Source organism: Variovorax sp. AC103 (genome assembly GCF_979254005.1).
In genome coordinates, this window is the sequence record NZ_CEEDFC010000024.1 from 1 (window position 1) to 25,110 (window position 25,110).

Here is a 25,110-nt window from a genome sequence, read left to right on the forward strand (position 1 = left end):
CCCTCAAGACCCTCCCCCTGCTCGCCACCCTGCTGCTGCCGTTCGCAGCCAGCGCCCACGTCGGTGTCGATGGCGGCATGCACCACGGGTTCACCACCGGCTTCCTGCACCCGCTGACCGGTGCCGACCACCTGGCCGCCATGGTCGCGGTCGGCTTCTGGAGCGCCCTGGCCGCGCGCCGCGCCTGGCCCGACCTGCTGTGGGCGCCGCTCGCCTTCGCCGGCATGCTGCTGGTGGGCGCGTTGATGGGCCTGGCCGGCGTGCAGTTGCCGGCGGTCGAGCCGATGATCGCGGCTTCGCTGCTGGTGCTGGGCCTGCTGGTGGTCACGCGCGTGCACCTGCCGGCCGGCGTCGCGATGGCGGTCGTCGGCGTGTTCGCCGTGTTCCACGGCGTGGCGCACGGCCACGAACTGGCCAGCGAACAGGGAGCGGCCCCCACGCTGGCCGGCATGGTCGGCGCCACGGTGCTGCTGCACGGCGCGGGCATCGCGCTGGGCTGGTCGCTGCGCCGTGCCAACGCCTGGCTGCCGCGCGTGGCCGGTGCCGCGGTGGTCGGCCTGGGCGCCACGCTGCTGGCCCAGGCCATCTGAGGCCGGCCATGATCCCCGGCGAACTCCTCACCGACGACGGCGAGCACACGCTCAACCCCGGCCGCCGCACCCTCACGCTGGTGGTGCAGAACACCGCCGACCGGCCGATCCAGGTCGGTTCGCACTACCACTTCGCCGAGACCAACGGCGCGCTCGGCTTCGACCGCGAGGCCGCGCGCGGCATGCGGCTGAACATCGCCTCGGGCGCTGCGGTGCGCTTCGAGCCGGGCCAGCAGCGCACGGTCGAACTGGTCGACTACTCGGGCGATCGCATCGTCTACGGCTTTCGCGGCCTCGTTCAAGGAAAGCTCTGATGGCGACCATTTCAAGGCGTGCTTACGCCGAAATCTTCGGCCCCACCGTGGGTGACCGCGTGCGCCTGGCGGACACCGAACTCCTGATCGAGGTCGAGGCAGACTACACCCTGCGTGCCGGCGGCTACGGCGAAGAGGTGAAGTTCGGCGGCGGCAAGACCATTCGCGACGGCATGGCGCAGTCGCAGCGCACCAGGGCGCAAGGCGCCGTCGACACCGTGCTGACCAACGCGCTCATCCTCGACCACTGGGGCATCGTGAAAGCCGACATCGGCCTGAAGGACGGCCGCATCGCCGCCATCGGCAAGGCCGGCAACCCCGACGTGCAACCGGGCGTGGACATCGTCATCGGCCCGGGCACCGAGATCATCAGCTGCGAAGGCAACATCGTCACGGCCGGCGGCATCGACAGCCACATCCACTTCATCTGCCCGCAGCAGATCGAGGAGGCCCTGGCGTCCGGCGTCACCACCATGCTCGGCGGCGGCACCGGCCCGGCCACCGGCACCTTCGCCACCACCGCCACGCCCGGCCCCTGGCACATCGAGCGCATGCTGCAGGCAGCCGACGCGTTCCCGATGAACCTGGGCTTCCTGGGCAAGGGCAACGCCAGCCTGCCCGACGCGCTGCACGAGCAGATCGACGCCGGCGTCATCGGCCTGAAGCTGCACGAAGACTGGGGCACCACGCCGGCAGCCATCAGCAACTGCCTGGACGTGGCCGACGCCACCGACACGCAGGTGGCCATCCACAGCGACACGCTCAACGAATCGGGCTTCGTGGAGAACACCATCGCGGCGGTGGGCGGGCGCGCCATCTGCGCCTTCCACACCGAAGGCGCGGGCGGCGGGCATGCGCCCGACATCCTGCGCGTGGTGGGCGAGGCGAACTTCCTGCCGTCGTCGACCAACCCCACGATGCCCTACACCGTGAACACGCTCGACGAGCACGTCGACATGCTCATGGTGTGCCACCACCTGGACGCCGGCATCGCCGAGGACCTGGCCTTTGCCGAGTCGCGCATCCGCAAGGAAACCATCGCCGCCGAAGACGTGCTGCACGACCTGGGCGCCATCAGCATGTTCAGCTCCGACAGCCAGGCCATGGGCCGCGTCGGCGAGGTGATCATCCGCACCTGGCAGACCGCGCACAAGATGAAGGTTCAGCGCGGCACGCTGCCCGAAGACAGCGAGCGCAACGACAACTTCCGCGCCAGGCGCTACATCGCCAAGTACACGATCAACCCGGCCATTGCGCACGGCATCGCGCACGAGGTCGGCTCGCTCGAGGTCGGCAAGTGGGCCGACATCGTGATCTGGAAGCCCGCATTCTTCGGCGTGAAGCCCTTCACCATCCTGAAGGGCGGCACCATCGCCATGGCGGCGATGGGCGACCCCAGCGCATCGATCCCGACGCCGCAGCCGGTGCACTTCCGCCCGATGTTCGGCGCCTACGGCGGCTCGCTCGCAAAGAGTTCGCTGACCTTCGTGTCGCAGGCCGGCCTGGCCTCGGGCATCAAGGAGCGCTACGGCCTGGCCAAGCACCTGAGCGCGGTGAAGAACATCCGCGGCGTGCGCAAGCACCACATGGTGCACAACGGCTACGCGCCGAAGATGGAGATCGACGCGCAGACCTACGCGGTGCGCGCCGACGGGCACCTGCTGACCTGCGAGCCGGCAAAGCTGCTGCCGATGGCGCAGCGGTATTTCCTGTTCTGAATGTCAGAGGTCACGCGGCGCGAGGTGATCGCGAATCCATTGCGCGAAGGACGCTTCATCGGTGTCCCCTGCCGCAAGGCCGAGCGTCTTCAGCACGCAGTCCTCATCGGATGCGAGAAGCTCGAATCCGTTGAGGGCCAGGAAGGTTTCCATGGCCACGAACGCGGTTCGCTTGTTGCCGTCCACGAACGGGTGATTGCGAGCAATGCCGAAGGCGTAGCTCGCGGCCAGCGTTGCGGCATCGGGAGACTCGTACGTCGCCCGGTTCTGCGTTCGCCCCATCGCGGATGCGAGCATTCCTTCGTCGCGCACACCGCCCGGCCCCCCATGCTCTGCGAGTTGTTCTTCATGCACCAACTGGATCATCTGGAGGTTCAGCCAGACCCAGCGCTGGTTGGCAGCGCTCACTTGGCAAGTTCGCGCAGGACGTTGCGCCGCTTCTTCATGACGCGGCGCGCGGCTTCCATCTGGCGCTCGAACTCGTCGTCGTACGGCGTGATCGTCACCCCGCCGTTGGCAGCCTGCGTGAGGTAGACCGTGTCGCCCTTGCCCACGTTCATGCTCGCCAGGACTTCCTTGGGCAGGATGACCCCGACCGAATTGCCGATCTGAGTCAATTTGAGGGCGGACATGGGACGCTCCGTTGAACAGAAGTTATAACAAGCGTTATATTAGCCCGCCCTATTTGGAGCCGCAAGCCACATGCTCACCGCCAACAAACTCATGCCCCAGGGCCGCGGCCTTGCGCCCGTGCTGCTCAAGCGCGCTGCCACCATCGAGCTCGACTGGGACGTGCGCCAGAAAAGCCGTTTCGACGCCACCGATTCGCAGGGCCGCCAGATCGGCGTGTTCCTGCCGCGCGGCACGGCGGTGCGGGGCGGCGACGTGCTGGTGGCCGAAGACGGTTCGCTGGTGCGCGTGATCGCGGCGCCGCAGCCCGTGCTGCGCATCACGCACTGCACCGCCCACGGCACGCCGTTCGACCTGACGCGCGCGGCCTACCACCTGGGCAACCGGCATGTGCCGATCGAGCTCAAGCCCGACCACCTGAAGATCGAGCCCGACCATGTGCTGGCCGACATGCTGCGTTCGATGCACCTGATCGTGGTGGCGGTCGATGAAGCCTTCGAGCCCGAGGGCGGCGCGTATGGGTCGCACGGCGGCGGTCACAGCCATGACCATGCGCCATCGCATGGCAGCAGCAAAGGGCCGAAGCCGCTCGTGCTCGCACCGGAACTGCTCGACGACCATGGCCATTCGCACGGCCATGACCACCACGGTCACTCGCACTGAACCAGAGCGGTGTACCACTGACATGTCCGACCCAGCCGGCGCCCACAGCCTCCTGCAGCTCATCTGGCTGGCCTCCCCCGCCCTGCCCGTGGGCGGCTTCTCGTATTCGGAAGGCGTCGAGGCGGCCGTCGAATGGGCGGGCATCGACTCGGAAGCCAAGGCTGCCGAATGGCTCTCGGACCAGTTGCACCTGAGCTTTGCGCGCGGCGACCTCGCCCTGTTCGCGCAGGCCGTTGCAGCCTGGCGCGCCAACGACATGCCGCGCGTGCGCGAGCTCAACCAGTGGGTCATGACCACCCGCGAATCGGCCGAATTCTTCCTGCAGACCGAGCAGATGGGCCGCTCCTTCGTCGAGTGGCTCAAGCTGCACCATGCCGACACCGCCGAAGTCTTTGCCGGCCTGCCCGCCAGCTACCCCGTGGCCTTCGCGTTCGCGGTGAGCCGCACGGGCGCCAGCGTGCACGACGGCTGCCTGGCCTTCGCGTTCGGCTGGGCCGAGAACATGGTCGGCGCCGCCGTCAAGGCCGTGCCACTGGGCCAGAGCGCGGGCCAGCGCATCCTGGGGCGGCTGTCGCAAGAAATACCCGCCGCCGTCACCCGCGCCATGGCCCTGGGCGACGACGACCGCCAGGCCTTCGCCCCCCTGCTGGCCGTGCTCTCGGCCCGCCACGAAACACAATATTCCCGCCTCTTCCGAAGCTGAACCGAGCCCACCCGCCATGACCTCCGCCCTGCACCACATCCCGAATCGCACCAAGAGACTGCCCCCGCTGCGCGTGGGCATCGGCGGCCCGGTCGGCTCCGGCAAGACCACGCTGCTCGAAATGCTCTGCAAGGCGATGCGCGACAAGTACGACCTGATCGCCATCACCAACGACATCTACACCAAGGAAGACCAGCGCCTGCTGACCGTGGCCGGCGCGCTGCCGGCCGAGCGCATCATGGGCGTGGAAACCGGCGGCTGCCCGCACACCGCCATTCGCGAAGATGCATCGATCAACCTCGAGGCGATCGACCGCATGCTCGAAGACTTTCCGGACGCCGACATCGTGTTCGTCGAGTCCGGGGGCGACAACCTGGCAGCGACGTTCAGCCCCGAGCTGTCAGACCTCACCATCTACGTGATCGACGTGGCGGCCGGCGAGAAGATCCCGCGCAAGGGCGGCCCTGGCATCACCAAGAGCGATCTCTTCGTGATCAACAAGACCGACCTGGCACCCTACGTGGGCGCCAACCTCGACGTGATGGAGCAGGACACGCAGCGCATGCGCCGCCAGCGTCCCTACGTGATGACCAACCTCAAGACCCACACCGGCGTGGCCGAGGTGGTGGCGTTCATCGAAGCGCGAGGCATGCTCGCCGAAGGATGAGCCTGCCGGGGGTCAGGGCAGGCCGAGGTAGATGCGCAGGTCGTCCTTTACCGTGCCCGCCGAGGCCACCGCCGTGCGCAGCCGTGCCTCGCTCACGCCGAACCATTGGGTCCAGTAGTCGACCTCCTTGAGGTCGGTGACATCGATGCGTTCATCGTCCTGGGGAATGCGGATCTCGGTGTCTTCGCGCATCGTCTTCTCCTGAAGAACTGAAGGTGGTTAAGGGGTTGGCAGGCAGGAAACGCAGTTTCCATGGCCGCCACGCCGCGCCAGCCGGACGATTCCGACGCGCCGTGCAGGACATGGCCTTGCCCTCCGTGCCACCGACAAAAGCTTCCGCCAGCCGTTGGCGGCGCCGTCCTGCAAGCCGCCCGGATGCTTCGATGTTTGAATTTGGGCAACCTCTTTCAATACGGAGAAGCAACATGGAGCCTCATCACCAGCGACTGCTGAGTGTTGGCGTACCGGGCCTGAACGACGTGCTCGGCGGCGGACTGGAGCCCAACCGCCTGTACCTGCTCGAAGGCACCCCGGGCGCGGGCAAGACGACGATCGCCATGCAGTTCCTGCTCGAAGGCGCACGCCTCGGCGAGTCGGTGCTGTACGTCACGCTGTCGGAAACCGAGACCGAGCTGCGCGGGGTGGCCGCCTCGCACGGCTGGGACGTGTCGCCCATCCATGTGCGCGAGATGCTGCCCACGCAGGACAGCCTGCAGCCCGACGAGCAGTACACGATGTTCCACCCCTCGGAGGTGGAGCTCAGCGAGACCACGCTGCGCATCCTGAGCGACGTGGAAGCCCTCAAGCCCTCGCGCATCGTGTTCGATTCGCTGTCCGAGCTGCGGTTGCTCTCGGGCACGTCACTGCGCTACCGGCGGCAGATCCTGGCGCTCAAGCAATTCTTCGCGGGGCGCCAGTGCACGGTGCTGCTACTCGACGACATGACCGCCACCGAGCACGACCTGCAGGTGCAGAGCATCGCGCACGCGGTCGTGCGGCTGGAGCAGTCGAACTCCGACTACGGCGCGTCGCGCCGCCGCCTGCTGGTCGTGAAGTACCGCGGGCAGTCGTTTCGCGGCGGCTACCACGACTACAAGATCCACCGCGGCGGCCTGCAGGTGTTCCCGCGCCTGGTGGCGGCCGAGCACGTGGCGGACACGACCCTCACCAAGCTGCCCAGCGGCATCGAGGAACTCGACGCACTGCTCGGAGGCGGGCTCGAAAAGGGCACCAGCACCTTGCTGGTCGGCGCACCAGGCACAGGCAAGTCGTCGGTGGCGGTGCAGTTCGCCATCGCGGCCGCCCAGCGGGGCGAGTCGGCGGCGCTGTTCATCTTCGACGAGAGCGTCAACACCCTGCGCACGCGCTGCGCCGGCCTGGGCATGACGCTGGAGCCCCACCTTCGGTCGGGCCAGATCCGCATCAAGCAGGTCGACCCGGCGGAGTTGTCTCCCGGCGAGCTGGTGCACGAGATCCGCATGGCGGTGACCCAACACGGCGCGAAGGTGGTCGTCATCGACAGCCTGAATGGCTACCTGAACGCGATGCCCGACGAGCGCTTCCTGATCGTGCAGTTGCACGAACTGCTCACCTACCTCGGCCAGTCCGGCGTGGCCACCATCCTTGTCGGCGCGCAGCACGGGCTGATCGGCATGCAGATGCAGACGCCGGTCGACGCGAGCTACCTGGCCGATGCGGTGGTGCTCATGCGCTACTTCGAAGCCGAAGGCGAGGTGCGCCAGGCCATCTCGGTGCTCAAGAAGCGCGGCGGCGCGCATGAGCGCTCCATCCGGGCCTTCTCGATGAACAGCGAAGGCCTGAACGTGGGCGAGCCGCTGCGCCATTTCCGCGGCATCCTGACCGGCGTGCCGGTGCCGGTCGACGGCATCGCCTCGCCCCCGCCGTGACGGACACCCTCCCCCTCCAGAACCCGCAGTTGCGCGTTCTGATGCGAACGGCCACGACGCGGGACGCGGTCATGGCCTCCGCCGTGCTCTCGAGCGCCAGCATCGAGACCCAGGTGTGCGCCGATCTGCCGGAACTGCTGCGCGCGGTCGGCGAAGGCGCGGGGGCATTGCTGGTGTCCGAGGAAATGCTCTCGGGCAGCGGCGCCTCGGAGCTCGCCGCCGCGGTGGCCGCCCAGCCCCCGTGGTCCGACCTGCCGGTGCTGATCCTGGCGCGGCAGGGCGCCGATTCGCGCGCCATTTCCACCGCCATGGAAGGCATGGCCAATGTCACCGTGCTGGAGCGCCCGATCCGCGTGGCGTCGCTGGTGAGTGCGCTGCGCAGCGCGCTGCGTGCGCGGCGCCGGCAGTACGAACTGCGCCGCATCCTGGAAGACCTCAACGAGGCCGACAAGCGCAAGACCGAATTCCTCGCGACCCTGGCGCACGAGCTGCGCAACCCGATGGCCCCGCTGAGCACCGCGCTGGCCATCCTGAAGCGCAAGGCACTGACGCCGGAGACCGCCCTGCCCTACTACGAGCTCATGGGCCGCCAGCTGGAGCACATGGTGCGGCTCGTGAGCGACCTGATGGAGGTCTCGCGCATCACGCGCGGCAAGATCGAACTGCAGCCCGCGGAGCTGGCGCTCAGCCAGGTGATCCGCAGCGCGGTGGAGCTCAGCCGCCCGCTGATGGACGCCGGCAAGCACACGCTCTCGCTGCACATCGCCGACGCCTCGCTGGCGGTGGAAGGCGACGGCGTGCGCCTGACGCAGGTGTTCTCCAACCTGCTGAACAACGCCGCCAAGTACACCCCCGAGGGCGGGCGCATCGATGTCTTCGTCGAGCGCGACGACCACGGCCACGCGGTGGTACGGGTGAAGGACAGCGGCGCGGGCATCCCGGCCGCGATGCTCGGCGCCATCTTCGACATGTTCGTGCAGGTGAGCGACACCGCGCGGGCCGCGCAGGGCGGCCTGGGCATCGGCCTCACCCTGGTGAAGAGCCTGGTGGAACTGCACGGCGGCACGGTCGTCGCGAAGAGCGAGGGTGCGAACCAGGGCAGCGAATTCATCGTCTCGCTCCCGCTGCTCGAGCACGGGGTGCGGGCCGGCGCCAAGGCCCGCGCATCGCAGGAGACCATCGCCGCGAAGCACCGCATCCTGGTGGTGGACGACAACCGCGATGCCGCGGAGTCGCTCGCGGCGCTGCTGGGGCTGCTGGGTGCGCAAACCGCCGTGGCGTTCAGCGGCGCGGACGCGCTGGAACAGGCCGAACACTTCAACCCGTCGTTCGGCATCCTGGACATCGGCATGCCGGGCATGGACGGCTGCGAGCTGGCGCGCCGGCTTCGGGCCCATCCGCGACTGCACGGCATGGGGCTGATCGCGCTCACGGGCTGGGGTCAGGCCGACGACCGGCTGCGCATCGCGCGGGCGGGATTCGACCACCACCTGCTGAAGCCGGTCGATGTGGAGGCGCTGTCGGCCGCGCTGCACAAGCTCGCGCAGCGCGGGGCGGGCTGAAGCGACGCGGCGCCGCTGGAGCGGCGCGCCCGCTCAGAGTTCGCTGCCGTCGCGCAGCTGCCGGGCCTTGTACACGAGCCGCACGCTGGCGCGGCGCGGGTCGCTGACCTGCTGCACGTAGACGTCGGTGTCGTTGCTCACCCAGGCGGCGTAGGCGCTGCCGGGGTCGCGCGAGGCGAGCTCGGCGCCGAACACACCGCGGCCCCATTGCACGAGCGCCGCGAAAGCCGAAGCGCCGCTGTCCGGCATGGCCTGAGCCGTGGCCACGTACTCGACGCGACGCAACTCCGAGGCGGCAAAGAAGAAGGTCGGCTCGAACAGCAGCCCGGCCATCTGGACCGGTGCGCCGTGCCAGCTGCCGACCAGGCCGCCGCTCAGGCGCTGGGGCCGTTGCACGCGTTCGGCGGCAGGCAATGCGGCCTGCAGCGCCTCGGCCGACATGCCCAGACGCACGCCCGCAGGCAGCGCCTGCGCATGCGGCGCGCCCGCTGCGAGAAGGGCCGCGCTCGCGGCAAGCGCACGAAGAAGGATCAGGGGAGCGTAGAGGCGCACGTTCGGCATCGGGGAAAAAGCGGCGGAACCATGGGACCGCGAGTATGACGCGGAGTTCCGTGGCGCCGCTTTTTCCAGGGCCTTGCGATGCATCACTCCTCGACGAAAGCCTCTTCCCGCTTGGCCTTCACCGACGGCAGCAGCACGATGACCAGCAGCAACCCGGCCACCACCAGCAGCCCCGCGGACAGCGGCCGCGTGACGAACACGCTCCAGTCGCCGCGCGACAGCAGCAGCGCGCGGCGCAGGTTCTCTTCCATCATCGGCCCCAGGATGAAGCCCAGCAGCAGCGGCGCAGGCTCGCATTTCAGCTTCAGGAAGGCGTAGCCCACGATGCCGAAGATCGCGACCATCCACACATCGAAGGTGTTGTTGTTCTCCGAGTACACGCCCACCGCGCAGAACAGCACGATCGACGGAAAGAGCCACTTGTAGGGAATGGTCAGCAGCTTGATCCAGATGCCGATCATCGGCAGGTTCAGCACGATGAGCATCAGGTTGCCGATCCACATCGAGGCGATCAGGCCCCAGAACAGCTCGGGGTTGCTGGTCATCACCTGCGGGCCGGGCTGGATGTTGTGGATGGTCATGGCGCCCACCATCAGCGCCATCACCGCGTTGGGCGGAATGCCCAGCGTGAGCAGCGGAATGAACGAGGTCTGCGCACCGGCGTTGTTGGCCGACTCGGGGCCCGCCACGCCGCGGATGTTGCCCTTGCCGAAGGGCACTTCGCCCGCCTTGAGCTTCATCTTCTTCTCGATGGTGTAGGCCGCGAAGGCCGACAGCAAAGCGCCGCCGCCCGGCAGGATGCCCAGCGCCGAACCCAGCGCCGTGCCGCGCAGCACCGCGGGCGTCATGTCCTTGAAGTCCTGCTTGGTGGGCCACAGGCCCTTGACCTTCGCGGTGAACACTTCGCGCTCGTGCTCGGGCACCGCCAGGTTGGCAATGATTTCGCCGTAGCCGAACACGCCCATCGCAATGGCGATGAAGCCGATGCCGTCGGTGAGCTCGGGAATGTCGAAGCTGTAGCGCGCCACGCCCGAATTCACGTCGGTACCGACCAGGCCCAGCGCCAGGCCGAACAGGATCATGGTGATCGCCTTGAGCAGCGAGCCCGAGGCCAGCACCACGGCGCCGATCAGGCCCAGGATCATCAGCGAGAAGTACTCGGCCGGGCCGAACTTGAAGGCCAGCTCGGTCAGCGGCGGCGCGAACGCGGCCAGGATCAGCGTGCCCACGCAGCCCGCGAAGAACGAGCCCAGCCCGGCCGCGGCGAGCGCCGGTCCGGCGCGCCCCTTTCTTGCCATCTGGTAGCCGTCGATCACGGTCACCACCGACGACGACTCGCCCGGCAGATTGACCAGAATGGCCGTGGTGGAGCCGCCGTACTGCGCGCCGTAGTAGATGCCGGCCAGCATGATCAGCGCCGACACGGGCGGCAGCGCATACGTGGCGGGCAGCAGCATCGCGATGGTCGCGACCGGGCCGATGCCCGGGAGCACGCCGATCAGCGTGCCCAGCAGGCAGCCGACGAAGGCATACACGAGGTTCTGCGCCGTGAAGGCGACGCCGAAGCCGATCGAGAGATTGGTAATCAGGTCCATTTGTCTTGTCTTGTTCTTGTGCGAATCAGCCGGCGATGAAGGTCGGCCACACCTGGAACTGCAGCTTCAGCGCGACCACGAAGGCCAGGTAGCTGCCCAGCGCCAGCACGGTCGCCAGCACGGTCACGCCCTTCCAGCCGAAGTTGTCTCCCGCGAGGCTGGCGATGAAGGTCAGCGCGTAGATGGCCACGATGAGCCCCATCGACGGCAGCCCGATGCTCGGCAGGCCGCCCAGCAGCACGCCGAAGATCAGGTTCGCGCCGATGATGAAGACCAGCGGCTTCCATGCGATGCGCCCGATGGGCTCGCCGTCTTCCGTCTCCACGCTGAGCGCCTTGAGCGTGATGGCCACGCCCATGAGGGCAATGAGGATGCCCACGATCAGGGGAAAGTAGCCGGGGCCCATGCGGGCGCCCGAGCCCACGTTGTAGGTCGTGGCGCCCCATGCGAAGGCCACGCCGAAGGCGCTGAAAAGCACGCCCGAGCAGAAGTCTCTCTGACTCTTGATTCTCACCGTTGATGTCTCCTGGAACTGCGTTGATCGGCACAGGTTGTGCGCCGAGCGATCCTAGGAATTCACCGGACTTTTGTGCATGACCAATACATTGCCGTTCGGCAATGTGGCGAACGCACGCGGCGCGTTCAGTCGCCCGCCATCGGCAGGTCGATGCACGCGCGCAGCCCCGGGCGCGCATCCGCGAACTGCAGCCGCCCGCCGTGCAGCGCCACCACCGCCTGCACGCTGGCCAGCCCCAGGCCGTGGCCCGGCGTGCTGCGGTCCAGCCGGTGGAAGCGCACGCCGATGCGCTCGTACTCGGCAGCGGGAATGCCGGGGCCGTTGTCCTGCATGAAGAGCTGCGCCCTGCCGTCCACCGTGTGCGTGCCGATGCGCACGGTGGCACCGGTGCCTGCGTACTTCAGCGCGTTGTCCAGCAGGTTGGCCGCCGCGCCGGCCAGCAGGTCGCGGTCGCCCAGCGCCACCGCGATGTCGGCGGGCTCGCGCAGCAACGCGATGCCCTGCATCTCCGCCACGGCCTCGTACAACTCCGCCACGTCGTCGGCAATCACGTGCAGCGCCACCGGCGCGAACTGCTGCCGGCGCGCACCGGCCTCGACCTCGGCGATCTGCAGCAGCTTCTCGAACACCACCGCGAGTTCCTCGAGCTCGCGGATGGCGGTGGCCACGGCCTCGCGCTGCGGGTCTTGCTGCTGCAGCGCGGCTTCCACAGCGCGCAGCCGCACCAGCACTCGCGTGAGCGGCGTGCGCAGGTTGTGCGCGATGGTGTTGGACACATGGCGCACGCCGTCCATCAGCGACTGGATGCGGTCGAGCATGGCGTTGATTTCGTGCTCCAGCAGCGCGAACTCGTCCTCCTCGCCCGACGGCGCCACGCGCTCCTGCAGCTCGCCGGCCGCAATGCGCGCGGCCGTGCGGCGCACCGCGCCCACGCTGCGTTCCAGCTCCTGGCGGAACACGAAGGTGCCGCCGATCAGCAGCAGCACCGCCACGATGCCCGCCGCCGCGCTGGCGCTCGCCACCAGCGATTCGATCGATTCCTGGTCGCGCAGGTCGTGCCCCACCACCAGCTGCCCGCCGTCCGGCAGGGGGCGCAGCACGATGTAGGCGATGACGGTCTGCCCCGCGCGCACCACGCGCCGGTGCACGCCGTCGCCCGCGTCGGGCGCGGCCGAGGGCACCTGGTCGAGGTTGCCCGCGAGCTTGCTGCCTTCGCTGTCGGTCAGCAGATAGATCTCGTTGTCGGAGTTGCGCCCGTCCGACAGCGCATTCGAAATTTCGCCCGCCACGCCGTCGGCGCCGCGCGCGTCGTAGCGCACCATCAGCTGCTGCACGCTGGCCTCCACCTGGCGCACCATGCGCTGCTGCAGTACGCCCACCGTCTGCATGTAGACGATGGCCAGCGCGGCCAGCATCGTGATGGCCACCAGCAGGCCGTAGTAGAAGGCCAGCCGGAAGCCGACCGAGCGCCACAGCTGGCGCAGCGTGCGGATCATTGCGGCGGGGCCAGCGTATAGCCCACGCCGCGCACGGTGTGAATCAGCGTGGGCACGCCGCCCGCGTCGAGCTTGCCGCGCAGCCGGCTCACCTGCACGTCGATCACGTTGGTCTGCGGGTCGAACTGGTAGTCCCACACGGCCTCCAGCAGCATGGTGCGCGTGACCACCTGGCCCGGATGCATCATGAGATAGGCCAGCAGCCGGAACTCGCGCGGCTGCAGCGCAATGTGCCGCCCGCCGCGCTCCACATGCCGGCGTGCCAGGTCCAGCGTGAGGTCGGCCAGCTGCAGCGTGCGGATCTCGGGCCCGGTGCGCGAGCGCCGCACCAGTGCCTCGGCGCGCGCCGCCAGTTCCGAGAAGGCGAAGGGCTTGGCCAGGTAGTCGTCGCCGCCGGCCTTCAGGCCGCGCACGCGTTCGTCGAGCGCGCTCAATGCGCTGAGCACCAGCACCGGCGTCTTCTTGCCGAGGGCGCGCAGGGTCGAGAGGATCGACAGGCCGTCAACGTCGTTGGGCAGCATGCGGTCGAGGATCACCAGGTCCCACGGCTCGCCCGTGGCGCGCGCCAGCGCATCGGCACCGTCCCGGCTGATCACGGCCACGTGGCCGAGCGAACGGAAGCCGTCGGCGATGTAGCGCGCGTTGTCGGCGTCGTCCTCGACGATGAGGCAGCGCCACATGGCGGTGGGGCCTAGCACGCCGGTGCCGCGCCCTCGTGCGGGGCAACGCGGCGGGCCGGGGAAACAGGAAGATCGGGGAGTGACTGCGTTCGGGTGCTCATGGCGATGGAGTCGGCCGGCCCACCGTCCATCCGGGCGCCGCCGGGACCATCCTAGCCGCGATTGAACCCGAGAAAGCGCAGCCGCTTCATTACCGTTTGTCCATGTTGGCGCAAGCCGGCGGTTGCCGGCTAGGCCTGCAGCGGCAGGCGCAGCGTCAGGCCCAGCACGCCGCCCGCACACGGCGCCGAGTAGATGCGCCCGCCGTGGTGGTCGGCAATGCGCTCGCAGGCCCGCGCGCTGGCGCCGGCTGCGTGCGCGCTGTCGAAGAACCTCGCGAGCGGCGGTCGTGCATCGACGGCATCGAGGTCGCGCCAATGGATCACGGCCTGCTCGCCTTCCGCGTGCGCGGACACCTGCAGCGTCGCGCCCGCGCGCATCACGCTGGCCGCATAGGCCGTGACCTCGGCGAGCAGTTCGCGCAGCTCGGCCTCGATCGCGAGCACGGGCACCGCTTGCGGCGGCAGCTGGACTTCGAAGCGGATGGCCTTGCCGTGCATATCGCCCGAGGCCGCGTCGAGCAGCGGCCGCAGGTCTTGCACGCGGCTGGCGCCCAGCCGCTGCTGCGCGTGCTGCCTGGCTTGTGCCGCGAGTTCACGCGCCTTCGCGCCCTGGCGCAGGTTGGCGAGGAACAGCGAGCCCATCAGGCAGACCACGCCGCCAAGGCCGAGAGAGATCACGCTGGCAATGACCACGCCGAGGTTGCCGGACTGGAGTTGTCCCGCAGCCATCAACGGGCTCCCGGCACAGGCGCGCCGGGGTCGCCCGGCGCGCCGCGCGTGCAATCGTTGCCCGGGCCGCTGCGCTGGCCATCGCAGTCCTCCCACCCGGGCGCCGGCGGCCTGCGGGCGCCGCCGAAAGGCATGGGCGGCGCGTCACCACGAAAGCCCGGTGGCAAGGGGCGGTAAGGCATGGGCGGCGGCGGCAGCACGATGCAGCCTGCGAGGCTGGTGGCCACCAGGACCCCCGCCAGAAGTCGGATTCGGTTCATTGAAAGCTCATTGCTGAATGGACGGGCTGCGCATGGGAATAAGGGCGAGCCCTTCTTCCCGCGCACAGAGCGCGCTTCGCTTCAGAACGCGTGGCGAATGCCGAAGTCGTAGCCGGTCGAGGAACGCGGCACGCCCGAGAAGCCCACGCCCGCGCTGCCGTAGCCCGTCGTGCTCGCCGAGACCAGGCTGCCGGTGTAGTTGGCGTCGTTGCGGTTGTTCACACGCGCCACCGTGGCGTACAGCGCCGTGCGCTTGGACAGGTTGTGCACGTAGCCGATGGCCAGCTTCTGCGCGCGCGGGTCTTCGCCCGTGATGCCGGCCGCACCCTCGTTGTAGCGAACCACCGAGTACGACGCGCGGATCAGACCCGCACCCACCGGCACGGTCGCACCGATCAGGTAGCCGTTGTAGGTGTCGTGCGTGTTGCCCAGCGCCGTGTCGAACTTGTTCTGCACGTTCGACAGCTCCCCGAACAGCTTCACCGGGCCGAAGTCGTACGACGCGCCCAGGTTGATGGTCTGCACCTTGCGCTCCAGCGTGGCGGTGTCCACCGCCACGCTCTGGCCCACGCCCAGGGCCACGTCCAGCGGGCCGTTGGCATAGCCGAAGCGCCCGCCCACGTAGCGGCCCGCGCTGCTGCTGCTCGCAGCCGTGGTGCTGGTGGCGTCGGTGCTGGTGTTCTCGTGGAAGCTGTACTGCAGCTGGCCGTAGAAGCCGCCCAGGTTCGGCGGCAGGAAGTAGCCCACCGAGTTGCTCGCGCGCGCATAGTTGGCGTTGTTGATGGTGCTGTTGCCGCTGACGGTGCTGATCACGTTGGTGCCCGAGCCGTTGGTGCCGAACGGGTCGAACACGGTGTCGTTCCAGAACGTGGGCGTGTAGTCGCGGCCCAGGCGCAGCTCGCCGAAGCCACCCGACAGGCTCACGGTGGAGCGCCGCGCGAAGGTGGAGATGCCGGTGGCGCCGTCGTCGTTGGTGATGGGCGCTTCGAGCCAGAAGCTCGCAGCCAGCCCGCCGCCCAGGTCTTCGGTGCCCCGGAAGCCGATGCGGCTGGAGTTGTAGCCGGAGTTGGCCAGGCTGGTCTTGCTTTGCTTGACCGAGGCGCCCGTGAGCGCGTCGCGCGCGGTGGCCGACTGGTAGGTCACGCCGGCGTCGACGACACCGAACAGCGTGACGGACGATTGGGCAGAGGCCAGGCCACAGACGGCCAGGGCAGCGAATGCCGTGAGGGTTTTCTTCATTCAGGTTTCTCCAGTTTCAGGTCTGATGCGGCCGCTCGGTATCGACCGGCTGTACGCATGGTTTCGTTCAATTCCGGAGGAATTTGGTAGATACGTTTTCTGCGGCCTGGAGTGTTGTGCGCGCGCGTCATGACCTGGTGCGCGCACGCGGCGCACTCATTTCTCGGCCCTTCAAATTTCTCCCAATTCGCCTGAAAAGATCCACGCATGACAACGCTGGGAACTCACAGGTGAAGCGCTCACGAACCCTCATGGCCGCGGTGTGCGGTGCCATGGCCGTCGCATGCGCCAGCACGAGCATCGCGATGGTTCACACCACCTCGGTGCTGGCGGCGGGCATGTTCGTCGATCACGCCGTGCGCGCGAAGACGCAGCCCATCGCGCAGCCTTGGTGGAACGGCTTCGAGGACGCGGCGATGAACCGGCTGATGGCCGCATCGCACGGCACCAACGAATCGGGCGTGGCAGCGGCCTACATCGCGCTCAAGGTGAAGACGCTCGAACTCGTCTACCTGGAGAACACGCGTGCGGCCGTCGTGCGGCAGTCCGTGCTCATCCGGGGCCGCGCATTGCCGCACGACGACTTTGCAAAGCAGCTCGCGGCGCGGCAGGCCGGCGCGGACACGACCATCGGCAAGCTGAAGACGCAACGCACGAGCTACATCTCTTATCTGGCGGCGCAGTGCCGCATGTCGGAAGCCGCGCTGGCCGCGCTCCTCGCCGACGCGCTACAGGACAAGTCGCTGCCCCGCTTCGCGGCCGAGGTGCCGCGCGCGCTGCCGATGGCCGTGCTGGCCCACCGCAACGACATCCACCTGGCCGCCGCGCTCGACGGCACGGACCCCGGTGCGATGCCCGCCGGCACCATCGACGCGACCGACGAAGCGCCGGCCATCGACGTGCCCGGCAAGCCGCTCTACGCCCGCGCGGTGATGCAGGCGCGCGACCAGGTCGCCGCAGCGCTGCAGCACCTGCAGATGCAGAGCGACATTGCGAACACCGCCTACGCGCGCGTCGCCGACGCCCGGGCCGATTTCGAATCGTCGAAGACGCGCCGCGACCGCGGCGAGATCTCCGAGGTGCAGCTCATGGAGGACTTCCAGGGCCTGCTGCTCGACCTGCATGTGCTGGCCGCCGCCAACGGCGAACTGGCCATGGCGTGGGTCGTGTTCATGGGAAGCATCGGCGACGACACGTCGATCGATGCCATGAAGCTTCCGCAAGCCATGCAAATGCCTTTTCTGCACAAAGTCTCCCGAAAGTTGCGCAATCCTTGAAGTTCGAAGGAGCCCTCCATGACCACTGCCTTGCACAAAGCCCCCGCCCGCACCGTGCTCACGCTGCCCGGCCAGCCGCACGCCCACCCGAAGCCGAACGCCGCCGCGCCCGCGCGCCGCGTGCATTCGCTGGACGGCGAGCAGTCGGACACCACCGCGACCAGGCTGGGCATCCAGCAACTTGCCAGCGCGTTCCAGCCCGCGTTCGGGCGAATGCACGTGCTGCAGGACCTTGTCATTCCCATGTACGAAGGCAGCGCCGTGCCCACCGCGCGCTTCGACGTGGCGCTGGTGTGCGAGGCCGGCGTGTACCTGTTCGAAGTGAAGGGCTGGCGCAACGCGGTGGTGTACCGCAAGACCTCGGGCCAGGCGCTGCCGCGCTGGTTCCTGCGCCAGCACGACCATTCGCTGGCGCGCGAGGTGAAAGACCCCGCCTGGCAGTGCGGGCGCAAGACCACGCACCTGCGCAGCCTGCTGCCGCCCGACCTGCGCGTGCAGTACTTCGTGCTGCTCCCGTTCGAGGGCGTCGAGCTTCAAGGCGTGATGCCCACCGTCGTGATCACGCCGCAGGACCTGCCCTACATCGCACGCGTGGCGCGCAACAACGGGCGCGCCGAGCATGGCTATGCGCTGCTGGACGACGCCGCCATCGACCGCACGCGGCAGCTGCTGGACGACCTGCAGGGCGACCTGACGCTCGAAGACCACATGCGCAACAGCCGCGAGAAGAGCGCGCCCGGCGCGCGCGTGCAGGTCCGCCCCGCGCACCCGGGCGTGCTGAATCTGCAATGACACGATGAGCCGGATCCTGTTGGTGGAGGAGGGGTACGAAGCCGCCTCGGTGCTGCACGAAGAACTGCACCAGGCCGGTCATGAGATCGAACACATCGAGGACGGCGCGCTCGCGCTGCATCGCATGCTGACCGCGCCGCCGGCCCTCACCCTGCTCGACGTGGCGCTGCCGCATGTCAGCGGCCTGCAGATCCTGGAGAAGGTGCGCGCGCGCAGCGACCATCCGGTCATCATGCTGACGGCGCGCAGCAGCGAGTCCGACCGGCTGCGCGGCTTCGAACTGGGCGCGGACGACTACGTGTGCAAACCCTTCTCCCCCAAGGAAGTGGCGGTGCGCATCCACGTGGTGCTGCGCCGCTATGCGCAGCGCCTGCGCGTGACGCGCCCTCAGGTGCCGATCAGCTTCGGGGCGGTGCGCGGCTGCGCGATTCTCGACGGGCACTACCTGCCGCTGACGCGGCGCGAGTCGCTGTTGCTGCGCGCGCTGTCGCAGGAGCCCGGGCGCGTGCTCACGCGCTCCAAGCTGCTGGAGGCGGCGTTTCCCGAAGCGCTCGATGTGAACGAGCGCGTGGTCGACACGCACATCAAGAACCTGCGCAAGAAGCTCGCCACCGTGTCGGCGGCGCACGACTGGATCCGCTCGGTCTACGGCGTGGGTTTCGCCTGGGAATCGCAGGGCCGGCAGGACGCCTGAGCCGCGCCGGATTCCCCGGAAACCTCTTTTCATCGCTCCTCATGAAACTACGCTGGCGCGGTCTGCCGCTGCCGTCGATGGCGCTTTCGCTGATGCTCCTGCTGCACGCGCGGGCGACTCCGGCGCAGGAAGCCTGGGTCGAGGCCCCGCTCACGCTGCGGCGCATGCCGCAGCTGCCCGAAACCATTGCACCGGCCGAGCGCGGCGCAAGGCCCAACCTGGTCGACGGCGACCGGCTCTCGGGCCGGCCCGACCTTGAGGTGGTGGTCGAAGGCGACGCCTCGCTGCGGCGCGGCGACACCCACATCACGGCCGACCGGCTCGAATACCAGCCGCCGGGCGACCTCGCCACGGCCACCGGCAACGTGCGGCTGAACCAGGCCGGCAACGTCTATGAAGGGCCCGCGCTGCACCTGAAGGTCGACAGCTTCGAGGGCTTCTTCGACCACGTGCGCTACACGCTGCTGGAAACAGGCGCGCACGGCGAGGCCGAGCGCATCGACTTCGTCGATGCCAAGGTGTCGGTGGCGCGGCACGTGACCTACACCACCTGCCTGCGCGAGAACTACCCGGACTGGGCCCCCGCATGGCTCTTGAGCGCCGTGACGATGACCACCGACAGCGACACCAACCTGGCCACCGCCACCGATGCGCAGATCAGCTTCCTGGGACTGACCACGCCGGCGATTCCCTCGGTGAGCTTTCCGCTGAACAACGCGCGCCAGAGCGGCCTGCTGCCGCCGGTGATCGGCTTCGACAGCACCAACGGCTTCGAGTACCTGCAGCCGTACTACTGGAACATCGCGTCGAACCGCGACGCCACGCTGTACCCGGAGATCATGAGCAACCGCGGCGTGAACCTGGGCACCGAGTTCCGCTACCTCGAGAAGGGCTACAGCGGCCAGATCCGGGTGGACGAGATGCCCAGCGACAGCCTGCGCGATCGCAACCGCTGGGGCCTGTGGGCGCAGCACAACCAGCAGCTCGACCCCAAGCCCTTCGGGCTCGATTCGCTGAGCACCGCGTTCAACATCAACCGCGTGAGCGACGACGACTACTGGCGCGACTTCTCCCACACGCCCACGCTGACCTCGCGCCAGCTCACGAACGAGGCCGACCTCAACTGGACCAAGGGCGACTGGAGCGGACAGGCGCGCACCCTGTCGTACCAGACGCTGCAGTACGCGGCCTCGCCGATCACGCCGTCGTACAACCGCGTGCCTCAGGTCACGGCCAACTACAACACCTACGACTGGCACGGCCTGGACGTGTCGGGCACGCTGGACTACACGCGCTTCCAGGTCGACCCGACCTACGCACCGACGCTCAACGGCATCGCGCAGCCGAACGGCGAGCGCGTGGTCGGCAACCTGCAGGTCAGCCGGCCCTGGGTCACGCCGGGCGGCTTCATCATTCCGAAGCTGCTGCTGCACACGGCCTCCTACCAGCTCGACTCGCCGCTGGCCAGCGGCGCCAGCGCCATCACCAGCGTGGTGCCGACCGTGAGCCTGGACAGCGGCCTGGTGTTCGAGCGCGACGCCAACCTGTTCGGCCGCGCCTGGCGCCAGACGCTGGAGCCGCGCGCCTTCTACGTGCACACGCCCTACCGCGACCAGAGCCAGCTGCCGGTGTACGACACGGCCGCCAACGACGTGAGCTTTGCCACGCTCTACACGGAGAACGCGTTCTCGGGCAACGACCGCGTGTCGGACACCGACACGCTGACCACGGGCGTGACCACGCGCCTGATCGACCCCGTGACGGGTGCGGAGTCGGCGCGCTTCGGCATTGCGCAGCGCTTTCGCTTCAGCGACCAGAACGTGACGCTGCCCGGGGGCACCGCGGTGACCGACCGCGCGGGCGACTTCATCTTCGGCGGACAGGTGCACTGGAACCCGAAGTGGAGCGTCGACGGCCTCGCGCAATACAACATGGACACCGGCAAGACCACGCGCGACGCACTCACGCTGCGCTACATGCCCGCGCAGTTCCACACGCTCACGGCCGCCTTTCGCTACCAGGCGGACAGCACCGCGACGGCGAACGACGGCACGAAGACGGTGGACTTCAACTGGCAATGGCCGCTGAGCGAACTCACGGGTGGACTGATGGGCGGCAAGTCGGCCGCAGAGCCGGGGCGCTGGTATGCGGTGGGGCGGCTGAGCTACAGCCTGCACGACCGCGCGATGTCCGACAGCCTGGTCGGCGCGGAGTACAACGCCTGCTGCTGGGTGGGCCGCATCGTGCTCGAGCGGCTGGTGTCGGGGCGCGCGACGCCCGACACGCGGCTGATGTTCCAGATCCAGTTCAATGGCTTCGGCAACATCGGCTCGAACCCGACGAGCACGCTGCTGCAGAACATCCAGGGCTACCAGCCGCTGAACCAGCCGACGCAGGGGCCGAGCCGGTTCACCAACTACGACTGAGCCGGCCGAGGGCGTGTCAGGGCAGCAGTTCGAACTTCAGCTCGGCCAGAGGCATGACCTTTTCTTCGCGCACCATCTTGTATTCGGTGTTCGGGCCCAGCCACTTGGCCCAGATGCGGTCGAGCTCGCCCGACTTCTCCAGCGCATAGAGCGCGCCGTTCACCTTGGCCAGCAGCGCGGGCTCGTCCTTCTTCATGCCCACGCCGATGGGCTGCAGCACCATCGGGTCCTTGATCATCTTGAGCGCCACGCCGTCGGTCTTCGACTGGTTGACGAGCTTGGTGATGGTCATGGTGTTGGCCACCATGCCGACCGACTTGTTCTGCTGCACCGCCATGAAGGCCGAGCCCGTGTCCTGGAAGGTCACGGGCTCGGAGCCGTTCATCTTGATGGACATCTCCGAGGTGGAGCCCTTGGTCGAGCTCAGGCGCTTGCCCTTGAAGTCGGCCTTGGCCGTGCCGGGGTCGGAGGCCTTCACGGCCAGCATCTCCTTGGCCACGTAGTACGGGTCGCTGAACTGGATCTGCTCGCCGCGGCTCTTGGTGTAGGCCAGGTTGGCGATGGTCACGTCGACGCGGCCGAGCTTCACCTCGGGCACGCGCGCCTCCACCGACAGCGGCGTGACCTTGGCGGCGAGGCCGAGTTCCTTGGCGATGGCGTTGCACAGGTCGACGTCGTGGCCCACCATTTCGCGGGTCTTCGGGTCGGGTGCGGCGAAGGGCGGCACGTCGGCGAAGGTGCCGCACTTGAGCTCCTTGCGCTGGGCGATGTCGCTCCACTGGTCGGCATGCGCCAGCAGGGACGCCGCGCACAGACAGGCGCCGAGGGTGGCGAGGCGGAAGACGGACTTGTTCGACATGAGGAGCTCCTGGGAGATTGCGAAAAAGGTGAACGGCGAAAGACTGGCAACGACTCAGTGCGCGCGCAGGTCCGACAGGAAGCGCTGCGCGCGCGGATGCTGCGGACTGCCGAAGAAGGTGGCGGGGTCGGCCTTCTCCAGGATGCGGCCCGCGTCCATGAACCAGACGCGGTCGGCCACCTCGCGGGCGAAGTTCATCTCGTGTGTGACGCACATCATGGTCATGCCGTCGTGGGCCAGCCCGCGCATCACCGACAGCACCTCGCCCACCATCTCGGGGTCGAGCGCGCTGGTCGGTTCGTCGAACAGCATGGCCGGCGGCTCCATGGCCAGCGCGCGGGCAATGGCCACGCGCTGCTGCTGGCCGCCCGACAGCTGCGCGGGGTAGGCGCCGGCCTTGTTCGACAGGCCCACGCGCTCGAGCAGCTGGCCTGCCTTGGCCTTGGCATCGGCGCGCTTCACGCCGAGCACGCGCATGGGCGACAGCATGATGTTCTCCAGCACCGACAGGTGCGGGAACAGGTTGAAGCTCTGGAACACGAAGCCGATGCGGCTGCGCAGCCGGTTCAACGCCTTGCTGCTCATGGGCGCGTGGATGTCGTGGCCGTCGAACAGCAGCTGGCCCGACTTCACCTCTTCCAGCCGGTTCACGGTGCGGATCAGCGTGGACTTGCCCGAGCCCGAAGGCCCGCACACCACCACCACCTCGCCCTTCTTCACCTCGGCGTTGATGTCGGCCAGCGCCTGGTAGTCGCCGTACCACTTGTTGATGTCGGAGAACAGGATCATGGGGTCGTCCTTGGGCGTCATGGCAGGGTCGCCACGGGGGGAACAGGGGCCGCGGGGGCGACCGGCGCGGCGTCGCCTTCGACGGTCTTCACGGGCGCGGCACCGAGCCGTTTGTGCGCAATGCGACGCTCCAGCCACAGCGCCAGCTGCGTGAGGCTGAAGCACACGACGTAGTACGTCAGCGCCAGGATGAAGAACACCTGGAACGGCTTGGTCAGCAGCTGGTTGTTGATCTGGTTGGCCGCGAAGGTGAGTTCCTGCACGTTGATCACGTAGCCCAGCGTGGTCTCCTTGATGGTGGAGATGAACTGGCTCAGCATGCTGGGCAGCATGTTGTAGAGCGCCTGCGGAAGAATGACGAACCACATGGTGCCCAGGTGGCTGTGGCCCAGCGCGCGCGCCGCCTCGCCCTGCCCCTTGGGCAGCGACAGGATGCCGGCGCGCACCACCTCCGACAGGTAGGCGCCCTCGTAGATCACCAGCGTGCACAGCATGGTGGTGAAGCCCGACACCTCGCGCCCGATGAGGATGGGCACCAGAAAGTACACCCACAGGATGACCATGAGCAGCGGCACGCCGCGCACCACGTACACCAGCACCGTGGCGGGCCAGCACAGCAAGCGCCAGGGCGACAGGCGCGCGAGCGCCAGCAACACCGACAGCGGAAAGGCCAGCACGATGCCCAGCACCGAGAGGATGAGCGTGGCGACGATGCCGCCGAGCGGGCCGCTCGGGTACTGGCCGACCAGCAGCAGCAGCCAGTTGTCGCGCAGGATTTCGAAGACGCTGTACATCGTGGTCTCCGCTTACCTGGCACCGACGATGCGGTAGCGCCGCGCCAGCCAGCCGCCCACCGCCATGATCAGCAGCGAGCACACCAGGTACAGCACGGTGGCCACGCTGTAGGCCTCGAAGGTGCGAAAGCTCTGGCTCTCGATTTCCTTCACCGCGTGCGTGAGTTCGGCCACGCCGATGGCCATGGCCAGGCTGCTGTTCTTGAACAGCGACACGCTGTGGTTCACCAGCGCCGGCACCGCGTTGCGGATGGCCTGCGGCAGCATCACGTGGCGCATGGAACCGATGTAGCCGTGCCCCAGCGCGCGCGCGGCCTCGGCCTGGCCCGGGGGAATGGCGCGCAGCCCCGAGCGCATGTCTTCGCTGAAGTAGGCGGCCTGGCACAGGCCGAGCGCGACAATCGACAAAATGGTTTCGGCGTTGTGCACCGACAGCCAGCCCTGCAGCGCGTCGGGCAGCAGGCTGAAGATGCCGAAGTACCAGAACATGAGCTGCACCAGCGTGGGCACGTTGCGGTGGTAGGACACGTAGCCCGCCACCACGCGCTCGGCGATGCGGTTCGGCGTGAGCCGCACCACCAGCAGCACCACGGCCACGGCCATGGCCAGCAGCCACGAGCCGGCCGCGATCTTCAGCGTCTGCAGCAGGCCGTGCAGCAGCATGGCGCCGAACTCGGGCTTCAGCAGGATCGCCAGCAGGTCGAAGTCCTTCATGCGCTGTTCCTTTGCATGGCGTGCTTGGCTTTCATGGCGCCGGGGCGTCAGGCCCGTGGCGTTTCGGGCCGCGTGGTCTGCAACCCGCCCGGCACCTGCAGCGTGGGCGTGATTTCCATGTGGCCCACGTTCACCGCGATGGGCGCGGCAATGCAGAAGGCGATGGCGTTGGCGATGTCCTCGGCCTGCGGCAACTCGAAGCCTTCGACGAAGCGCTGGCGGGTGTCCTCGGAATCGCCGTGCACGTGCGCGAAGATGTCGGTGGCCACACGGCCGGGGCAGATCTCGGTGACGCGCACGCGCTTGCCGAACACGTCGATGCGCAGCTGGCGCGACAGCATGCTCACCGCCGCCTTGGTGGCGTGGTACGTGCTGTTGCCGCCGAAGTTGTAGGCCGCGGCAATGGAGCTGATGTTCACCACATGGCCGCGGTCTCGCGCCACCATGCCGGGCACCACGAGCCGGCACAGGTGCAGCACGGCGCGCAGGTTCACGTCCACCAGCAGGTCGATGCCTTCGGCGTCGGCCTTGAGGATGGAGCCGGGGCGGTCCACGCCGGCGTTGTTGACCAGCACGTCGAACTCGACCTCCTGTGCGAGCCGCGTCACGGCGGCGAGGTCGCTCACGTCGATGGCGTGGGGAATGCAGCCGGTGCGCGCGGCCAGGTCGGCCAGCTTGTCGGCGCTGCGCGCGAGCGCATGGACCTTAAGGCCTTCCTTGCTCAGGCGCTCGACGACGGCGGCGCCGATGCCCGAGGAGGCACCTGTCACCAGCGCGGTCTTGTAGTCGGAAAACGGCATCTTGGGTTCTTTCTTTAGAAGGCGGATGAGCGC

28 protein-coding genes are annotated in these 25,110 nt (G+C 68.3%); 12 read left to right on the forward strand and 16 right to left on the reverse strand.

Annotated elements, in window-relative coordinates; genetic code table 11:
• The 3 genes from AC0IYU_RS27755 to ureC form a co-directional block, all read left to right on the forward strand.
• Positions 1 to 590, forward strand: a 590-nt coding sequence (locus tag AC0IYU_RS27755) for a HupE/UreJ family protein (RefSeq protein WP_472123740.1), incomplete at its 5' end; no start/stop codon positions are given.
• A gap of 8 nt (positions 591 to 598) precedes the next feature.
• The gene (locus tag AC0IYU_RS27760) at positions 599 to 904 is read left to right on the forward strand and encodes an urease subunit beta (protein WP_435437213.1); all 306 of its coding nucleotides are present in this window, start codon (positions 599 to 601) and stop codon (positions 902 to 904) included.
• Positions 904 to 2,622 (forward strand): urease subunit alpha, encoded by a 1,719-nt coding sequence (gene ureC, locus AC0IYU_RS27765; RefSeq protein WP_472123743.1) that lies wholly within the window; start codon positions 904 to 906, stop codon positions 2,620 to 2,622. Before AC0IYU_RS27760 ends, ureC begins: the two co-directional genes overlap by 1 nt.
• Positions 2,623 to 2,625: 3 nt before the next feature.
• Here the strand turns inward: ureC and AC0IYU_RS27770 are convergent, their stop codons facing one another.
• Positions 2,626 to 3,030, reverse strand: coding sequence for a type II toxin-antitoxin system death-on-curing family toxin (locus tag AC0IYU_RS27770; RefSeq protein WP_472123746.1), 405 nt, complete (start codon positions 3,028 to 3,030; stop codon positions 2,626 to 2,628).
• Positions 3,027 to 3,254, reverse strand: a complete 228-nt coding sequence (locus tag AC0IYU_RS27775) for an AbrB/MazE/SpoVT family DNA-binding domain-containing protein (protein WP_215249659.1) — start codon at positions 3,252 to 3,254, stop codon at positions 3,027 to 3,029. The genes AC0IYU_RS27770 and AC0IYU_RS27775 overlap by 4 nt, the downstream gene beginning before the upstream one ends.
• A gap of 70 nt (positions 3,255 to 3,324) precedes the next feature.
• On the opposite strand from AC0IYU_RS27775, the gene ureE reads away from it, so the two are divergent.
• From ureE to ureG, 3 genes are read left to right on the forward strand one after another with little or no spacing between them, the layout of a single operon-like run.
• Positions 3,325 to 3,915, forward strand: coding sequence for an urease accessory protein UreE (ureE, locus tag AC0IYU_RS27780; RefSeq protein ID WP_472123749.1), 591 nt, complete (start codon positions 3,325 to 3,327; stop codon positions 3,913 to 3,915).
• Between the two features lie 22 nt (positions 3,916 to 3,937).
• Complete coding sequence (locus AC0IYU_RS27785) at positions 3,938 to 4,618, forward strand: urease accessory protein UreF (protein ID WP_472123752.1); 681 nt, start codon at positions 3,938 to 3,940, stop codon at positions 4,616 to 4,618.
• Between the two features lie 16 nt (positions 4,619 to 4,634).
• Positions 4,635 to 5,285: an urease accessory protein UreG gene (ureG, locus tag AC0IYU_RS27790; RefSeq protein ID WP_472123755.1), complete on the forward strand. Its 651-nt coding sequence runs from the start codon at positions 4,635 to 4,637 to the stop codon at positions 5,283 to 5,285.
• A gap of 12 nt (positions 5,286 to 5,297) precedes the next feature.
• Here ureG and AC0IYU_RS27795 read toward each other — a convergent pair whose 3' ends face one another.
• On the reverse strand, positions 5,298 to 5,477 hold the full coding sequence (locus AC0IYU_RS27795) for a DUF3606 domain-containing protein (RefSeq protein WP_435496972.1): 180 nt from the start codon (positions 5,475 to 5,477) through the stop codon (positions 5,298 to 5,300).
• A 233-nt stretch (positions 5,478 to 5,710) separates the two neighbouring features.
• Between AC0IYU_RS27795 and AC0IYU_RS27800 the strand changes: the two genes are divergently transcribed.
• A complete protein-coding gene (locus AC0IYU_RS27800) occupies positions 5,711 to 7,192 on the forward strand; it encodes an ATPase domain-containing protein (RefSeq protein ID WP_472123757.1) in 1,482 nt (493 codons plus the stop codon).
• A complete protein-coding gene (locus AC0IYU_RS27805) occupies positions 7,189 to 8,754 on the forward strand; it encodes a hybrid sensor histidine kinase/response regulator (RefSeq protein ID WP_472123760.1) in 1,566 nt (521 codons plus the stop codon). The genes AC0IYU_RS27800 and AC0IYU_RS27805 overlap by 4 nt, the downstream gene beginning before the upstream one ends.
• A 33-nt stretch (positions 8,755 to 8,787) precedes the next feature.
• Here the strand turns inward: AC0IYU_RS27805 and AC0IYU_RS27810 are convergent, their stop codons facing one another.
• From AC0IYU_RS27810 to AC0IYU_RS27845, 8 genes are all read right to left on the reverse strand, one after another.
• Positions 8,788 to 9,315, reverse strand: a complete 528-nt coding sequence (locus AC0IYU_RS27810; RefSeq protein WP_472123762.1) for a hypothetical protein — start codon at positions 9,313 to 9,315, stop codon at positions 8,788 to 8,790.
• A gap of 83 nt (positions 9,316 to 9,398) precedes the next feature.
• Entirely contained in the window at positions 9,399 to 10,910 is a 1,512-nt protein-coding gene (locus tag AC0IYU_RS27815; protein WP_472123765.1) for a tripartite tricarboxylate transporter permease, read from the reverse strand.
• A gap of 25 nt (positions 10,911 to 10,935) precedes the next feature.
• Positions 10,936 to 11,424: a tripartite tricarboxylate transporter TctB family protein gene (locus tag AC0IYU_RS27820; protein ID WP_435437202.1), complete on the reverse strand. Its 489-nt coding sequence runs from the start codon at positions 11,422 to 11,424 to the stop codon at positions 10,936 to 10,938.
• A 128-nt stretch (positions 11,425 to 11,552) separates the two neighbouring features.
• On the reverse strand, positions 11,553 to 12,923 hold the full coding sequence (locus AC0IYU_RS27825) for a sensor histidine kinase (protein ID WP_472123768.1): 1,371 nt from the start codon (positions 12,921 to 12,923) through the stop codon (positions 11,553 to 11,555).
• Entirely contained in the window at positions 12,920 to 13,603 is a 684-nt protein-coding gene (locus AC0IYU_RS27830) for a response regulator transcription factor (RefSeq protein WP_472123771.1), read from the reverse strand. Before AC0IYU_RS27830 ends, AC0IYU_RS27825 begins: the two co-directional genes overlap by 4 nt.
• 230 nt (positions 13,604 to 13,833) lie before the next feature.
• Positions 13,834 to 14,433 carry an ATP-binding protein gene (locus AC0IYU_RS27835; RefSeq protein WP_472123774.1) on the reverse strand — a complete coding sequence of 200 codons (600 nt, stop codon included), beginning with the start codon at positions 14,431 to 14,433 and terminating at the stop codon, positions 13,834 to 13,836.
• Complete coding sequence (locus tag AC0IYU_RS27840; RefSeq protein WP_472123776.1) at positions 14,433 to 14,693, reverse strand: hypothetical protein; 261 nt, start codon at positions 14,691 to 14,693, stop codon at positions 14,433 to 14,435. The genes AC0IYU_RS27835 and AC0IYU_RS27840 overlap by 1 nt, the downstream gene beginning before the upstream one ends.
• A gap of 81 nt (positions 14,694 to 14,774) precedes the next feature.
• Positions 14,775 to 15,932: a porin gene (locus AC0IYU_RS27845; protein ID WP_472123779.1), complete on the reverse strand. Its 1,158-nt coding sequence runs from the start codon at positions 15,930 to 15,932 to the stop codon at positions 14,775 to 14,777.
• 230 nt (positions 15,933 to 16,162) lie between these two features.
• Between AC0IYU_RS27845 and AC0IYU_RS27850 the strand changes: the two genes are divergently transcribed.
• The 4 genes from AC0IYU_RS27850 to AC0IYU_RS27865 are packed head-to-tail and all read left to right on the forward strand — an operon-like array spanning position 16,163 to position 21,121.
• The gene (locus tag AC0IYU_RS27850) at positions 16,163 to 17,209 is read left to right on the forward strand and encodes a hypothetical protein (protein WP_472123783.1); all 1,047 of its coding nucleotides are present in this window, start codon (positions 16,163 to 16,165) and stop codon (positions 17,207 to 17,209) included.
• 18 nt (positions 17,210 to 17,227) lie between these two features.
• Entirely contained in the window at positions 17,228 to 18,001 is a 774-nt protein-coding gene (locus AC0IYU_RS27855) for a nuclease-related domain-containing protein (RefSeq protein WP_472123785.1), read from the forward strand.
• A gap of 4 nt (positions 18,002 to 18,005) precedes the next feature.
• Positions 18,006 to 18,695, forward strand: a complete 690-nt coding sequence (locus AC0IYU_RS27860; protein WP_472123787.1) for a response regulator — start codon at positions 18,006 to 18,008, stop codon at positions 18,693 to 18,695.
• A 41-nt stretch (positions 18,696 to 18,736) separates the two neighbouring features.
• A complete protein-coding gene (locus AC0IYU_RS27865; protein ID WP_472123790.1) occupies positions 18,737 to 21,121 on the forward strand; it encodes an LPS-assembly protein LptD in 2,385 nt (794 codons plus the stop codon).
• A 16-nt stretch (positions 21,122 to 21,137) separates the two neighbouring features.
• Here the strand turns inward: AC0IYU_RS27865 and AC0IYU_RS27870 are convergent, their stop codons facing one another.
• From AC0IYU_RS27870 to AC0IYU_RS27890, 5 genes are read right to left on the reverse strand one after another with little or no spacing between them, the layout of a single operon-like run.
• Positions 21,138 to 21,980, reverse strand: coding sequence for an ABC transporter substrate-binding protein (locus AC0IYU_RS27870; RefSeq protein ID WP_472123793.1), 843 nt, complete (start codon positions 21,978 to 21,980; stop codon positions 21,138 to 21,140).
• A gap of 54 nt (positions 21,981 to 22,034) precedes the next feature.
• The gene (locus AC0IYU_RS27875; protein ID WP_435437154.1) at positions 22,035 to 22,769 is read right to left on the reverse strand and encodes an amino acid ABC transporter ATP-binding protein; all 735 of its coding nucleotides are present in this window, start codon (positions 22,767 to 22,769) and stop codon (positions 22,035 to 22,037) included.
• Positions 22,770 to 22,786: 17 nt separating this feature from the next.
• Positions 22,787 to 23,563, reverse strand: coding sequence for an amino acid ABC transporter permease (locus AC0IYU_RS27880; RefSeq protein WP_472123795.1), 777 nt, complete (start codon positions 23,561 to 23,563; stop codon positions 22,787 to 22,789).
• Positions 23,564 to 23,575: 12 nt separating this feature from the next.
• Positions 23,576 to 24,277 (reverse strand): amino acid ABC transporter permease, encoded by a 702-nt coding sequence (locus tag AC0IYU_RS27885; RefSeq protein ID WP_472123798.1) that lies wholly within the window; start codon positions 24,275 to 24,277, stop codon positions 23,576 to 23,578.
• Between the two features lie 47 nt (positions 24,278 to 24,324).
• A complete protein-coding gene (locus tag AC0IYU_RS27890) occupies positions 24,325 to 25,077 on the reverse strand; it encodes an SDR family oxidoreductase (RefSeq protein WP_472123801.1) in 753 nt (250 codons plus the stop codon).
• Positions 25,078 to 25,110: the final 33 nt, after the last annotated feature.